The organism is Streptomyces sp. JNUCC 63, assembly GCF_054366325.1.
Window position 1 is genome coordinate 853,643 of record NZ_CM135963.1, and the last position, 14,838, is coordinate 868,480.

The 14,838-nt window shown below is 71.5% G+C and carries 8 protein-coding genes and 2 pseudogenes; 5 read left to right on the forward strand and 5 right to left on the reverse strand.

The annotated features are described in order from the left end of the window. The first annotated feature begins 158 nt into the window (after window positions 1-158). Window positions 159-1,141, forward strand: a pseudogene (locus ACX25U_RS03950) (Acg family FMN-binding oxidoreductase). Between the two features lie 15 nt (window positions 1,142-1,156). Here ACX25U_RS03950 and ACX25U_RS03955 read toward each other — a convergent pair. The 5 genes and pseudogenes from ACX25U_RS03955 to ACX25U_RS03975 form a co-directional block, all read right to left on the reverse strand. Continuing rightward, window positions 1,157-2,893, reverse strand: a complete 1,737-nt coding sequence (locus ACX25U_RS03955; protein ID WP_454389091.1) for a GAF domain-containing sensor histidine kinase — start codon at window positions 2,891-2,893, stop codon at window positions 1,157-1,159. Between the two features lie 128 nt (window positions 2,894-3,021). Further along, window positions 3,022-3,117 (reverse strand): annotated as a pseudogene (locus tag ACX25U_RS03960) (aldehyde dehydrogenase); the annotation flags it as partial. Between the two features lie 211 nt (window positions 3,118-3,328). Continuing rightward, window positions 3,329-4,078 (reverse strand): pyruvate formate-lyase-activating protein, encoded by a 750-nt coding sequence (gene pflA / locus ACX25U_RS03965; protein ID WP_454389093.1) that lies wholly within the window; start codon window positions 4,076-4,078, stop codon window positions 3,329-3,331. Then, window positions 4,075-6,333 (reverse strand): formate C-acetyltransferase, encoded by a 2,259-nt coding sequence (gene pflB, locus ACX25U_RS03970; protein WP_454389095.1) that lies wholly within the window; start codon window positions 6,331-6,333, stop codon window positions 4,075-4,077. Before pflB ends, pflA begins: the two co-directional genes overlap by 4 nt. 349 nt (window positions 6,334-6,682) lie before the next feature. Next, complete coding sequence (locus ACX25U_RS03975) at window positions 6,683-7,627, reverse strand: universal stress protein (RefSeq protein ID WP_454389097.1); 945 nt, start codon at window positions 7,625-7,627, stop codon at window positions 6,683-6,685. A 228-nt stretch (window positions 7,628-7,855) separates the two neighbouring features. On the opposite strand from ACX25U_RS03975, the gene ppdK reads away from it, so the two are divergent. From ppdK to adhE, 4 genes are all read left to right on the forward strand, one after another. Beyond that, the gene (ppdK, locus tag ACX25U_RS03980; protein ID WP_454389098.1) at window positions 7,856-10,552 is read left to right on the forward strand and encodes a pyruvate, phosphate dikinase; all 2,697 of its coding nucleotides are present in this window, start codon (window positions 7,856-7,858) and stop codon (window positions 10,550-10,552) included. A 103-nt stretch (window positions 10,553-10,655) separates the two neighbouring features. Beyond that, the gene (locus ACX25U_RS03985) at window positions 10,656-11,039 is read left to right on the forward strand and encodes a hypothetical protein (RefSeq protein WP_454389100.1); all 384 of its coding nucleotides are present in this window, start codon (window positions 10,656-10,658) and stop codon (window positions 11,037-11,039) included. Between the two features lie 102 nt (window positions 11,040-11,141). Next, the gene (locus ACX25U_RS03990) at window positions 11,142-11,762 is read left to right on the forward strand and encodes a CBS domain-containing protein (protein ID WP_454394808.1); all 621 of its coding nucleotides are present in this window, start codon (window positions 11,142-11,144) and stop codon (window positions 11,760-11,762) included. A 221-nt stretch (window positions 11,763-11,983) separates the two neighbouring features. After that, complete coding sequence (gene adhE, locus ACX25U_RS03995) at window positions 11,984-14,626, forward strand: bifunctional acetaldehyde-CoA/alcohol dehydrogenase (protein WP_454389102.1); 2,643 nt, start codon at window positions 11,984-11,986, stop codon at window positions 14,624-14,626. Window positions 14,627-14,838: the final 212 nt, after the last annotated feature.

Below are 14,838 nucleotides of genomic sequence, written 5' to 3' on the forward strand. Positions count from 1 at the left end.
TTCTGGCGCGGGACCTTCGGCCGCGGGTCGCGGCACAGGCCGTCCGGAGCCCGGAGGGGCCGTACGGCCCCTCGCCCGCCCGGTGGCCGGGAGAGGAGGCTGAGGGGGTCATCTACCATCCCCGCCCGCCGCGCGCGTGGGGCGGGAAGGCGGTCCCCATGAGCACCGCGACACTCGATGCTGTGGACCTGGAGCACCTGGTCACCGCGGCCGTGGCTGCTCCGTCCCTGCACAATACCCAGCCATGGCGCTTCCGGCTGGATCCGGAGACCCGCACCGTCCAGATCCTGGCCGCCGTCGACCGGGAGTTGCGTCACACCGACCCGACCGGACGCGCCGTACAGCTGTCCGTGGGCTGCGCGGTCCTCAACCTGCGGATCGCCGCGGCTCACCTCGGATGCGAACCGGTGACACGGCTGCTCCCGCACCCCGCCCGTCCCGATCTCCTCGCCACGGTCCGGCTCGCCGAGGCGACCCGAAGGACCGCAACACCCGATCTGTACGGGCCCTGTGGCGCCGGCGCAGCAGCCGCTTCCCCTTCTCCGACCGGCCACCGCCCGCGCAACTGCTCACCGAACTGGCCGAGGCGGCCCACACCGAAGGGGCTTCTCCGTCCTTTCCCGGATCGCGGCAGACCGACCGGCTGCTGCGCGCGACCCGGGAGGCCGAGGACCGCGACAGGGCGGACGCCGACCGGGCCGCCGAGAGCCGCCGCTGGGCCGGTGCCCCGGCACGCTCGTCGCTGGGGGTGCCCACGGCGGCTGTGGGACCTCAGGACACCCTGGACCGGATCCCCATGAGGGACTTCGGCGTCCACCGGCACCCCGCCGTGCTGCCCGCCCGCGCCTACGAGAGGCACCCGGTGCTCGCGCTGCTTCACACGGCACACGACCGGCGCGCGGACTGGCTGCGCGCCGGCCAGGCACTGGAACGGGTCCTGCTGGTGGCGACCGCACACGGATTGCGGGCGTCCCTGCTCCATCAGGCGCTGGAATGGCCCGACCTGCAAAGGCGCCTGGAAAACTCGGCGGACCACGGATCGTCGGGCCGCGCCCAGATGACGATTCGCCTGGGCCACGGCCCCGAGGGTCCCGCCTCACCGCGTCGCACGGCTCGGGAGGTCATGGCGGAAGACGTTTGATCATCTCGGCGTCGCTCATGACGCGTCCGGAACCTGCTCCACCGGTGCGTGCCACATGATCCGTGCGCCACCGCCTTCCGGACTGCTCAGCTCCATGTCCCCGCCGAGTTTGCGCGCTCGTTCCGCCATGTTGCTCAGCCCGCTGCGGCGACCGCCGGACGGTATGCCGACGCCGTTGTCGGTGACCGACAGCCGCACTTCCCCGCCGTCGGTCTCCAGCACCACGTCGGCGCGGTCCGCACGGGCATGCCGGGCGACGTTGGTCAGGGATTCGGACAGAACCGCCAGGACGTGATCGGCGGTCTCCGCGGGCACGTGCGTGTCGAGCAGGCCCTCCATGCGGACACTGGGGGCGAAGCCCAGCAGCGGAGCGGCCTCGCCGACCGCGCGTACCACGCGGGAGCGCAGGCCGGGAGCCGAGTCGTCGTCGCGGGAGCGCAGGCCGAAGATCGTCGACCTGATGATCTTGATGGTCTCGTCGAGGTCGTTCACGGCCCGCTGGACCCGGTCCGAGGCTCCTTCGTGCTGGATGAACCGGCCGGCGCTCTGCAGCGTCATGCCGGTGGCGAAGAGCCGTTGGATCGCCAGGTCGTGCAGGTCGCGTGCGATCCGGTCGCGGTCCTCCAACAGGGCGATCTGCTCGGCGTCCTCGCGGCGTTCCGCCAGCTCCATGGCGACGGCGGCCTGTGCGGCGAAGACCTGGAGCGGCTCGGTCTCCTTCTGGGAGAACTCTTGGCCACCCGATCGCCGGACCAGCAGAACCACACCGCGGGCGTCGTCGACCGAGCCGATCGGCACGGCGACGGCCGGTCCGAGCCCGTCGAAGCGCGGGAGCCCGGCCGAGATCCGGGAGTCACGTGAGACGTCGGGGCTGCTGACGGGGGCGCGCTGAACGAACGCCTGCCCGAGGAGAGTGCCCTCCACCGGAAGGACGACCCCGCGCCATGCGTCGGCCTCCTGGCCTATCGCGAGTTCCACGGCGAGTGTGTCCGTCCCGCTCACCGGCATGGCCACCACGCTCAGGGCAGAGCTGGTGATCTCCCTGGCCCGTTCGGCGATCAGCGGCAGCACCCCGCCCTGGTCCGCGCCGGACATCAGGGTGTGCGTGATCTCCGCGTTCACCTGGAGCCAGCGTTCCCGCAGACGGGACTCCTCGTACAGGCGGGCGTTGTCGATCGCCACACCGGCCGCAACGGCGAGGGTGGCCAGCACCGACTCGTCGTCCTCGTCGAACTGCTGCCCGCCGCGCTTCTCGGTGAGGTACAGATTGCCGAAGACGTGGTCTCGCACCCTGATGGGAACGCCCAGGAAGGAGTTCATCGGCGGGTGGTGGGGCGGGAAGCCGTACGAGGCGGGGTGCTCGGAGAGCTTCGTCAGCCGCAGTGGCTCGGGGTGGCGGATCAGCTCCCCGAGGATGCCGTGCCCCTCCGGGTAGGGGCCGATGCGGGCGATCTGCTCGTCGCTGACACCCACGGTGTGGAAGGCGGACAGCCGCTTGCCGTCCGGTCCGATCACACCGAGGGCGGCGTACTCCGCGTCGACCAGGGCCGCCGCCGCCTCCACGATGCTGTGCAGCGCCTGCTCCAGGTCCAGCTCACGGCCGACGGACAGCACCGCCTCCAACAGGCTGTGCACCCGATCGCGGGTTCCACGGGCCGCGTCCAGACGGGCCTGCAGCTCCTCCAGCAGTTCGTCCAACCGCAATTGAGGCAGCCGTACGTGGGCCTCCCTAGCCTCCTCGACGCTTCCCACCGCTGATCCTCCACATCCCACCGAACCGTCGGCGAGCTGCCGCTCGCCTGCCACGGTAGCGGCTCGGTCAGACGGACGGTACGGGATCACCGGCAAGAGCCTTGAGAAGATGCTTTTCTGACGAACGATCAGTTCCAGGGCAGCCGGGTCGCGACGTACTCGGTGAGGTCCAGCAGGCGGTTGGTGTACCCCCACTCGTTGTCGTGCCGGCCGAAGATTTTGACCTGGGTGGCAATGACCGCCGCCTGAATACGCCGTTCGACTCCCAGCTCGGCCAGCAGACGGGAAGGGTGGTTCCTCACCGGCTTCTCCGGCGGTGTCGTCCGGCTCACGACCGCGACCGGACGCGGGCTGCGCACGACGCCGTGCGCGGGATCGCGACCGAGCCCTCGCTCCGTCGTCATCGGTCGGTGGAGGTGTGTGAGAACGACTGCTTCAGTGGACCACCAGCCCGCGTTCCCGGAACTGCCCGCGGACCCGGTCCACCAGCGCCGCGTCGGGGACCGGCGTGTTCCGCAGAGGGAAGGGAACGCCCAACGCGTCGTACTTGTGGGCGCCGAGCTTGTGGAACGGCAGGATGTCGATCCGCTCGACACTGCCGAGGCCCGCGAGGAAGGCGGCGAGTCCGTCGATCGACTCCGGGTCGTCGGTCCAGCCGGGCACCAGCACGTACCTGATCCACATGCGCTTGCCCAACCGGTCGAGACGGGTGGCGAAGTCGAGGGTGGGGGCGAGTGCGCCGCCGGTCAGCTTCCGGTACGTCGTGACATCGAAGGACTTGATGTCCAGCAGCACCAGGTCGGTGTCGGCGAGGAGTCCGTCCGTGGCGCGGGCGCCGAGGAAGCCGGAGGTGTCGAGGGCGGTGTGCAGACCGATTTCCTTGCAGCGGCGGAAGACCGCGGCCGTGAACGCCGGCTGCAGGAGGGCCTCGCCGCCGGTGAGGGTCACTCCCCCGCCGGCGGTGGTGATGAAGGCCCGGTACTTCTCGATCTCGGCCATCACCTCGTCGACGGTGGCCGGCTTCCCGTCCCGCATGTGCCAGGTGTCCGGGTTGGCGCAGTACAGGCAGCGCAGCGGGCAGCCGTTGACGAAGAGGACGAACCGGGTCCCGGGACCGTCCACGCCGGTGGACAGGTCCCAGGAGTGGATCCGGCCGGTGACCGCGCCGTCCGCGGTGCCGTTCACAGCGATCCGTGGAAGGTGCGGCTGATCACGTCGAGCTGCTGCTCGCGGGTCAGGCGGACGAAGTTGACGGCGTATCCGGAGACCCGGATCGTCAGCTCCGGGTACTTCTCCGGGTGCTCCATGGCGTCCTCCAGCACGGCACGGTTCAGCACGTTCACGTTCATGTGGAAGCCGCCGGCCGCCATGTAGGCGTCGAGGATGCCGACCAGGTGGCCCGCGCGCTCCTCGGGGAAGTGGCCGAGTCCCTCGGGGGTGATGGTCGTCGTCAGCGAGATGCCGTCCCGCGCCGCCTCGTACGGCAGCTTGGCCACCGACAGCGCGGAGGCGGCCACACCGTGCCGGTCCCGGCCGTTCATGGGGTTGGCGCCGGGGGCGAAGGGCTGTCCGGCGCGGCGGCCGTCGGGGGTGTTGCCGGTGTGCTTGCCGTAGACGACGTTGGAGGTGATGGTCAGCACGGACTGGGTGTGCTCGGCGTCCCGGTAGGTGGGGTGCTCGCGCACCTTCGCCATGAACGACTCCACCAGCTCGACGGCGATGGAGTCGGCCCGGTCGTCGTTGTTGCCGTACGCCGGGAACTCGCCCTCGGTCTTGAAGTCCACGGCCATGCCGGTCGCGTCGCGGAACACCTTGACCCGGGCGTGCTTCACGGCCGACAGGCTGTCCACGGCCACGGAGAGACCGGCGATGCCGCAGGCCATGAAGCGGTGCACGGGGTGGTCGTGCAGGGCCATCTCGATGCGCTCGTAGGCGTACTTGTCGTGCATGTAGTGGATGACGTTGAGCGCGTTGACGTAGGTCTGCGCCAGCCAGTCCAGCACCCGGTCGTAGGCCGCCGACAGCTCGTCGTAGTCGAGGTACTCGCCGGTCAGCGACGGCATCTCGGGGGTGATCTGGTCGCCGGTCATCTCGTCGCGGCCGCCGTTGACGGCGTAGAGCAGGGCCTTGGCGAGGTTGACGCGGGCTCCGAAGAACTGCATCTGCTTGCCGACCGCCATCGCGGAGACGCAGCAGGCGATCGCGGTGTCGTCGCCGGTGCGCGGCCGGATGAGCTCGTCGGACTCGTACTGCACGGCGCTGGTGTCGATGGACACCTGGGCGCAGAACTCCTTGAAGCCGTCCGGGAGCCGGGGCGACCACAGCACGGTCAGGTTGGGCTCGGGGGCCGGGCCGAGGTTGTAGAGGGTCTGCAGGAAGCGGAAGGAGGTGCGGGTGACCAGTGGCCGGCCGTCGACGCCGATGCCGCCGATGGACTCCGTCACCCAGGTCGGATCGCCGGAGAACAGCGCGTCGTACTCGGGGGTGCGCAGGAACCGTACGATCCGCAGCTTGATGACGAAGTCGTCGATCAGCTCCTGGGCGCGGGTCTCGTCGAGGAGCCCTTCGTCCAGGTCGCGCTGGAGGTAGACGTCCAGGAACGTGGAGGTGCGGCCGAGCGACATCGCGGCGCCGTTCTGCTCCTTCACCGCGGCCAGGAAGCCGAGGTAGAGCCACTGGACCGCCTCGTGCGCGGTGGTCGCGGGGCGGGTGACGTCGCAGCCGTAGGCCGCCGCCATGCGGGTCAGCTCGCCCAGCGCCCGGATCTGCTCGGCCAGTTCCTCGCGGTCGCGGATGACGTCCGCGGTGGACGGCCGCGCGTCCAGCAGGGCGCGCTCGGCCCGCTTGGCCGCGATGAGCCGGTCCGTGCCGTAGAGGGCCACGCGCCGGTAGTCGCCGATGATGCGGCCACGGCCGTAGGCGTCCGGCAGGCCGGTGATGATGCCGACCTTGCGGGCGGCCCGCATCGCCGGGGTGTAGGCGTCGAAGACGCCGTCGTTGTGGGTCTTGCGGTAGGTCCCGAAAACCTCTGACACGAAGGGGTCGGCCTCGTAGCCGTACGCCTTCAGACCGTTCTCCACCATGCGCAGACCGCCGTTGGGCATGATCGCCCGCTTCAGCGGGGCGTCGGTCTGCAGGCCGACGATCAGCTCGCGGTCGCGGTCGATGAAGCCGGGGGCGTGCGAGGTGATCGTGGACGGGGTGGCGGTGTCCACGTCGAGGACGCCCTTGCGCCTCTCCTCGGGGAACAGCGCGCTGACCTTCTCCCAGACCGCGCGCGTGCGGTCCGTGGGGCCGGTCAGGAAGGAGGCGTCGCTTTCGTAGGGTGTGTAGTTGGCCTGGATGAAGGCGCGCACGTCGATGCGCTCACGCCATCCGCTTCCGGCGAACTGCCGCCAGGCGTCGGCGGTTTGGGGGCCGGCTGTCACCGTCGCGGTCATCACAGGTCCTCTCGTCGGGCGAACGGTCTTCTCATCGACGATGCTCGTCGTACGGGCCGATGGCGGGCAGTGCCGGACAGGGCACGGTGCGGGTCCTCTCCGGCCCCGGGCCGCCGGGACCTTCGGCCCCTGACCGCGCACCAGGGCGCGAGACTCGGCCAAGGGCGAGGACCGGGGCACGGCGGGTCGGCACTCATCGGCGCCGGGAGCACCCCGCCACTACGGCGATCCGGGCAGACGACCGCCGTCCCGCCGGTCCCCCGCCGTACAAGCGGGGGGAACCGGTGGGACGGCGGTGCCCGGGCCCGGTCCGACCGGTCCCGGGTGGGCAGGTCGCGTGCGGGCGGGCTCAGTCGTGCGGGACCACGGCGACGGGGCAGCCGACGTGGTGCAGGACGGCGTGCGCGACCGGACCGGTGTGGGCACCGAGCCGGCGTCCGTTCGTGCGGCGGCCCACCACGAGGAGTCCGGCGTCCCTCGCCGCGTGCACCAAGGCGACGGTGGCCCGGCCTTCGGCGACCGTCTCGGTCACGGGGACGGTCGGATACTTCTCCCGCCAGGGGCGCAGTACCGCGGTCACCGTGCGCTCCGCGTCGGCCGACGCCTGCCCCGGTGCCTGGGCGTACGGTGCCGGGCTCTCAAAGGCCGCGGACGGTATGGGCACCGACGGTGCGGGGGTGCGCCGGGACGGCGTCCGGAAAGCATGGACCACTCGCAGTCCGGTGCCGCGCAGCCGGGCGACGTCGAAGGCCCATTCGAGCAGCTCGTCGCAGGGGCGGCCGACGTGCAGTCCCAGAACGACCTCGCGGTACGGCGTCTGCGGGATCTCCTCCGGAGCGAGGCCGTCGGCGGCCGGAAGGTGCTCGTCGGCGGCGCTCCGCCCGGCCCGGACCAGCACCACGGGGCGGGTGGACCGGGCTACGACGCGCTGGGACACGGACCCCGTCACGAACCCGCCCACGGGCCCCAGGCCGAGGGATCCGAGGACCAGCATGTCGGCGCCGTCCGCGGCGGCGACCAGTGCGGTGACCGTCGCGTCGCACACGAGGCGCTCGGTGATCCGCAGACCGGGATGGGCCGAGCGCACACTGCGCACGGCCTCCTGGAGTATCTGCTCGGCCCAACCGCGCTCGGTGCTGTCCGTGGGTATGTACGGCGCGGGGCGGGCATGGCGGTACCAGGCGTGCACCACGCTGAGCCCGGTCCCCCGCCGCTGGGCCTCCTGGGCCGCCCAGTGCGCGGCCGCAAGGCTCGCGGGCGATCCGTCGACTCCCACCGCGATGTCGTGCAGCATGACGCGTCCCCTCCCTGATCGATCGTTCCGGATGTCTTGGAGCCTCCTCTCCGCGAAGGCCGGGGCCCAGGGGCCGCACGGCCCCGCCCCGGGTCCTTTCGCCCCTGCGGGGCAGAAGGCGGCACAGGGTCGACCGGCCCCTCGGTCGGGACTGCCGGTACCTCGCGGGGAGGACGTCGGCGTTCGACGCTGGAGGAACCAAGCCCCATAGCCGAGGAGCGCAGCGTCATGGCTCGTTACGTGTACGACTTCACCGAGGGCGGCCGTGACATGGCCGCCCTGCTCGGTGGCAAGGGATCGAACCTGGCCGAGATGACCCGGCTCGGGCTGCCGGTGCCGCCGGGCTTCACCATCACCACCGAGGCGTGCCGGGCGTTCCTGGACACCGGTGGTGAGCCTCAGGGCATGTGGGAGGAGATCTCCGAGCACCTGGCGGCCGTCGAGTCCGCCGCGGGCCGGCTGCTCGGGCAACCGGACGACCCGCTGCTGCTGTCGGTCCGCTCCGGCGCCAGGTTCTCCATGCCCGGCATGATGGAGACGATCCTCGACATCGGGCTCAACGACGAGTCCGTCCTCGGGCTGGCCAAGGTCTCCGGCAGCAAGCGCTTCGCCTGGGACTCCTACCGCCGTCTCGTGCAGATGTTCGGCAACACCGTCATGGGCGTCGACGCATCTCAGTTCGAGCGGGCCATCGCCCTGCTCAAGGACCTGCGAGGAGTCCCGGACGACGTGCACCTGGACGCCGGTGACCTCGCCCGGCTCGTGGAGACGTACAAGAACATCATCCACCTGGAAACCGGCGAGCACTTCCCGCAGTCACCCGCCGAGCAGCTGCGCCGGGCGGTCCTGGCCGTCTTCGAGTCCTGGAACGGCGAACGCGCCCGCCTGTACCGGCGGCGCGAGCACATCGCCGACGACCTCGGCACCGCCGTCAACGTGCAGCGCATGGTGTTCGGCAACCTCGGGCCCGACTCCGGCAGCGGTGTCGCCTTCACCCGCGACCCGGCCACCGGGCGCCCCGGTCTGTACGGCGACTACCTGCCCAACGCCCAGGGCGAGGACGTCGTCGCCGGCATCCGCAACACCGTGCCCCTGACCGAGCTGGAGCGCTCGGACGCCGGGTCCTACAGCCGCCTGCGCGCACACATGGAGACCCTGGAGCGGCACTACCGCGACCTGTGCGACATCGAGTTCACCATCGAGCGCGGCACCCTGTGGATGCTGCAGACCCGCGTCGGCAAGCGCACCGCCGAGGCGGGCTTCGTCCTCGCCGCCGCACTGGCCGACGAAGGGCTCATCACCCCGGACGAGGGCCTCGCCCGGGTCAGCGGCGAGGGCCTCGCCCGGTTGATGTTCCCGCGCTTCGACGCCTCCGCGACCGGTGATCCGCTCGCCCGCGGCCTCCCGGCCTCGCCCGGTGCCGCGGTCGGCGTCGCGGTCTTCGACTCCGCCGAGGCGGTGCGGCGTGCCGCCGCCGGGGAGAAGGTGGTCCTCGTCCGGCAGGAGACCACTCCCGACGACCTGCCCGGCATGATCGCCGCCCAGGCCGTGCTCACCAGTCGCGGTGGCAAGACGAGCCACGCCGCCGTCGTGGCGCGCGGCATGGGCAAGGTCTGCGTCTGCGGTGCCGAGGAACTCTCCGTGGACATCGGGCGGCGGCGCTTCACCACGCCGGACGGCACCGTCGTCGAGGAGGGCACGGTCCTGTCCGTGGACGGCACCGCGGGTGCCGTGTACCCGGGCTCCGTTCCGCTGGTCGACTCGGCCGTCATGCGTTTCCTGGAGGCCGGTGTGGGCGACCACACGACGACCGGTGTGGTCGACGCGGTGGCCCGTGCTCTGACCAGGGCCGACACCGTGCGGCGGCTGGAGGTGCGGGCCAACGCCGACACCCCTGAGGACGCCGCCCGCGCGCGCCGGTTCGGCGCGCAGGGCATCGGGCTGTGCCGCACCGAGCACATGTTCCTCGGCGAGCGCCGCAAGCTGGTCGAGGAGATGGTCCTGGCCGACACGGACGTGCAGCGCGACCGGGCGTTGGCAGCCCTTCTGCCGCTCCAGCGGGAGGACTTCACGGGCATCCTGGAGGCGATGGACGGCCTGCCGGTCACCATCCGTCTGCTGGACCCGCCGCTGCACGAGTTCCTGCCGGACCGCACCGAACTGGCGGTCCGGATCGCCGCTGCCGAGGCCCGCGGCGAGCGGCCGGACGCACACGACGTCGAACTGCTGGCCGCGGTGAACCGCATGCACGAGGAGAACCCGATGCTCGGGCTGCGGGGCGTACGCCTCGGTCTGGTGGTCCCCGGCCTGGTCGCCATGCAGGTCCGGGCGATCGGTGAGGCCGTCGCGCAACGCCTTCTGGCCGGTGGCGCTCCCCGGGCGGAGATCATGGTCCCGCTCGTCGGGGACGTCCGCGAACTGCGGATCGTCCGGGACGAGGTACAGCGAGTACTGGCCGAGGTCTCCGAGACGTCGGGCGTGCCGGTCACGTGCCCCGTCGGCACCATGATCGAGCTGCCCAGGGCGGCGCTGACGGCGGGCCGGATCGCCGAGGAGGCCGAGTTCTTCTCTTTCGGCACCAACGACCTGACCCAGACCACCTGGGGCTTCTCCCGCGACGACGTCGAGGCCGAGTTCTTCTCCGCCTACCTCGACAAAGGCGTCTTCCCCGTCTCCCCGTTCGAGACTCTCGACCGGGACGGCGTGGGCCGGCTGGTCCGGCTGGCCGTCGCGGAAGGCCGCGCCACCCGGCCGGACCTGAAGATCGGCGTCTGCGGTGAGCACGGCGGGGATCCCGACTCGGTGCACTTCTTCCACACCACCGGCCTCGACTACGTCTCCTGCTCCCCCTTCCGGGTCCCAGTGGCACGGCTGGAGGCGGGGCGGGCCGCACTGGAGGGGGCCGATGTGAGCGACAGCAGGTGAGCGGGACCCTCGGCCCCGGCCCCGGGGCCGACCGCCCCTGGGACCGGGACAGGACAGGCGGCAGGCTGGAGACGTGCCGGAACGATCACGAGGAGTGGAGCACATGACTGCCAAGGACATCGGTACCCATGGCCTCGACACCACCGTCCGGGTGCGCGCCGAGGGCGACGTGGACGAGGAGTCCCTCGCCTACGTCCGGGAGAAGGTCGTCGCCGCTCTGGACCGTCCCGGACTGCCGTCCGCCGGCGGCGAAGTGCGCGTCGTCAGAGCTGCGGCCCACCACGTCGAGCTGCCCTGGTCCGCCGTCGCGGAGATCCGGGTGGGGAACCGCCTCGTGGTCGTCCACGCCCGCGAGGCGAGCGCCCGGGAGCTCGCCGGCCGGCTGCAGGACCGGCTGCGCAGCAGCACCGACCGTGTCGCACACCGTCGGGACGCCACCCGCAGGACGGCCACGCCGCCCCCGTGGCGCGGCGGTCCGGAGCGATAGGCGCCCCCGGCGCCCGACCTGGCGGGGAGTCGGGGCCGACCCCCTCCCCGCCGTGCTCGTGAAGGAGGAACCGCCGTGCCCACTCGCACCGTCGGTGAAGTGATGACCAGGAACGTCGTGCAGGCCCACCGGACGACACCGTTCAAGGAAGTCGTCCGGCTGCTCGACCACCACCGGATCAGCGGAGTGCCGGTGCTCGACGACGACGACAAGGTGCTCGGTGTGGTCTCCGGAACCGACCTCGTACGCGCGCAGGCGCACCGGGCCGACCACGATCCGGCTCCCGCCGTCACGGCGGCGGACGTGATGTCGAGTCCCGCGATCACCGTGCACCCGGAGCAGACCGTCCCGGACGCGGCCCGGCTGATGGAACGCCGTGGCATCGAGCGGCTGCCCGTGGTCGACGAGGAGGACCGGCTCATCGGCATCGCCACCCGCCGGGACCTGCTCCGGGTCTTCCTGCGCACGGACGACGACATCCGCCACCAAGTGACCGAGGAGGTTCTCGTCGGTGCCCTGGGACTGCCGGCCGAAGCCGTCCGCGTCTCCGTCCGCGACGGTGTCGTCACCCTCGACGGCCGGGTGGAGCTGTGCAGCCAGGTGCCGGAGGCCGTCCACGCCGCATGGCGGCTGGAGGGCGTCGTCGGCGTGATGAACGCTCTGACGTTCCGCGTCGACGACTGCGCACCACCCGTCACGGCCGGTCGCGCCGAAGTCCGGTGACCCGCGCGGCCGGCGGGCGTGCGGGACTGTCCGGGGCCCGGGCCGACAGGCCCTGCCGGCCCGGGCCCTCAGGGCTCGGAAGGGGACCTTCGGAGCCTGCTGCGGCACCGGATCGCACAGGACAGTGGAGTCGGGGAAGGGCACCGGTCCCCCGCGGTGCCCCTCCCGTCCCGACGCCGCCGCCTGTGCACGGCGGCACCTGACAACGGAGGCAGACCACCATGACCCGACAGGACTCGCGGACCACGGCCGCGATCGGCACCGAGGCCCCGTCCGACACCGCGGTCGCCGTGGACCGTCTGGTCACGGCCGGCCTCAAGGCGCTCGCCGACTACGAGGGACTCACCCAGGAGCAGGTCGACCACATCGTGAAGAAGGCGTCGGTCGCCGCCCTGGACCGGCACACCGCGCTGGCCCGCCTGGCGGTGGAGGAGACCGGACGGGGGGTCTTCGAGGACAAGGCGGCCAAGAACATGTTCGCGTGCGAGCACGTCACGCACAGCATGGGCCACATGAAGACCGTCGGGGTCATCGCCCGCGACGACATCGAGGACATGGTCGAGATCGCCGAACCGGTGGGCGTCGTGTGCGCGATCACGCCCGTCACCAACCCGACCTCCACGACGCTCTTCAAGGCACTGATGGCCCTGAAGACCCGCAACCCGGTCGTGTTCGCCTTCCACCCCTCCGCCCAGCGCTGCAGCGCCGAGGCCGCCCGGATCGTGCGTGACGCGGCCGTCGCCGCGGGAGCGCCCGAGCACTGCGTGCAGTGGATCGAGCAGCCGTCGGTCGAGGCCACCGACACGCTGATGCGGCACCCGGGCGTCTCGCTCATCCTCGCCACCGGCGGCAACGCCATGGTCAAGGCCGCCTACTCGGCCGGCAAGCCCGCTCTCGGGGTGGGCGCCGGCAACGTCCCCGCCTACGTCCACAAGAGCGCGAAGCTGCGCCGGGCCGTCAACGACCTGGTGCTGTCGAAGTCGTTCGACAACGGCATGATCTGCGCCTCCGAACAGGCCGTCATCCTGGACACCGGCATCTACGACGCGGCGCTCGCCGAGTTCCGCACCCTCCACGCCCACCTGGCCACCCCTCAGGAGAAGGCGAAGCTGGAGTCCTTCCTGTTCCCCATCACCGGCGGCTCGGGCGCCGGCTGCGAGCCCAAGGTCAACGCCGCGGCCGTCGGCCGGAGCCCGGTCTGGATCGCCGAGCAGGCCGGGTTCTCCGTACCGGAGGACACCTCGGTCATCCTGGTCGAGACCGGACGCGTCGGCCCGGACGAGCCGCTGACCCGGGAGAAGCTCTGCCCCGTCCTGGCCGTGCTCCGGGCCGAGGACGAGCAGCAGGGCTTCGACCTGGCCGCGGACATGGTCGCCTTCCACGGCCAGGGTCACAGCGCCGTCATCCACACCGAGGACCGCGCCCTGGCGGAGGCGTACGGCACACGCATGAAGACCGTGCGGATCATCGTCAACGCCCCGTCCTCGCAGGGCGCGATCGGCGGCATCTACAACGGCCTGCTGCCGTCACTGACCCTCGGCTGCGGCTCCTGGGGGAGCACATCGGTGTCGAACAACGTCTCCGCCGCCCAGTTGCTCAACGTCAAGCGGGTCGGCACCCGCCGCAACAACCTGCAGTGGTTCAAGGTCCCGCCGAAGGTCTACTTCGAGCCGCAGGCCATCCGTTACCTGACCTCCATGCCGGACGTCCACCGCGTCACGGTCGTCACCGACGCGACCATGACCCGCCTCGGCTTCGTCGACCGGATCACTCGGGTGCTGCAGCGGCGTCGTGAGCCGGTGACCGTACAGATCATCGACAATGTCGAACCCGAGCCCAGCATCGACTCCGTGCAGCGGGGTGCCGGCCTGATGCGGGACTTCCGTCCCGACACGATCATCGCACTGGGTGGCGGCTCGCCCATGGACGCGGCGAAGGTGATGTGGCTGTTGTACGAGCAGCCCGACGTCGACTTCGCCGACATGCGGCAGAAGTTCTCCGACATCCGCAAGCGCGCCTTCCGCTTCCCGGCCCTGGGCAGGCTGGCCCGCCTGGTGTGCGTGCCCACCACCTCCGGAACCGGCGCCGAGGTCACTCCCTTCGCCGTCATCTCCGATCCCGCCACCGGTAAGAAGTACCCACTGGCTGATTACGCGCTCACCCCCAGCGTGGCCATCGTCGACCCCCTCCTCACCACCGCCCTGCCCCCGGCGCTGGCCGCCGACAGCGGCTTCGACGCCCTCACCCACGCCATCGAGGCGTACGTGTCCGTCTACGCCAACGACTTCACCGACGGCCTCGCGCTGCACGCCATCCGCCTGGTCTTCGACCACCTGGAAGCAGCGGTCAACGACCGCGACGGCTCGGCGGAGGCCCGGGAGAGGATGCACAACGCCGGCACCATCGCGGGCATGGCCTTCGGCAACGCCTTCCTCGGCATCGTCCACGCCATGTCCCACACCCTCGGCGCCACCTTCCACATCGCGCACGGCCGCACCAACGCCGTGCTGCTCCCGCACGTCATCCGCTACAACGGCACCGTCCCGACGAAGCTCACCGGCTGGCCCAAGTACGAGAACTACCGCGCTCCCGAACGCTTCCAGGACATCGCCCGCACCCTCGGACTGCCCGCCGCCACCCCGGCCGAGGGCGTGGAGTCCCTGGCCGTGGCCGTCGAGCGCCTGCGCGACACCGTCGGCATCGAGCCGACGTTCAAGGCGCTGGGCGTCGACGAGCGGCCCTTCCTGGACGCCCTGCCGCAGCAGGCCCTCAACGCCTACGAGGACCAGTGCGCACCGGCCAACCCCCGCATGCCGATGCTGGACGACATGCAGGGAATCATGCGCACCGCCTACTACGGCTGAGCACGGCCGGCCAGCGGACCACCGCAGCCGGCCGGGGCCCGCTCGGACGGCTGCGAGGGCGCCCCGGCCGGCGTGGACCGCACGGTGACCCGGTTGATGGAGCACGGCAGCCGGGCACCCGCCCTTCCGGCTCGACCGTCGTGGATCTCGGTGTCCCGGACCGTGTGGGATCGGCCGGTGGTACGCCCCTCCGCTCCGGTAGGCGCTGACCG

Bases quoted from the DNA above. Each gene is read 5' to 3' on its own strand.
- pflB (WP_454389095.1), bottom strand. From the start codon at position 6,333: ATGACCGCGACGGTGACAGCCGGCCCCCAAACCGCCGACGCCTGGCGG.
- ACX25U_RS03975 (WP_454389097.1), bottom strand. From the start codon at position 7,627: ATGCTGCACGACATCGCGGTGGGAGTCGACGGATCGCCCGCGAGCCTT.
- ppdK (WP_454389098.1), top strand. From the start codon at position 7,856: ATGGCTCGTTACGTGTACGACTTCACCGAGGGCGGCCGTGACATGGCC.
- ACX25U_RS03985 (WP_454389100.1), top strand. From the start codon at position 10,656: ATGACTGCCAAGGACATCGGTACCCATGGCCTCGACACCACCGTCCGG.
- ACX25U_RS03990 (WP_454394808.1), top strand. From the start codon at position 11,142: ATGACCAGGAACGTCGTGCAGGCCCACCGGACGACACCGTTCAAGGAA.
- adhE (WP_454389102.1), top strand. From the start codon at position 11,984: ATGACCCGACAGGACTCGCGGACCACGGCCGCGATCGGCACCGAGGCC.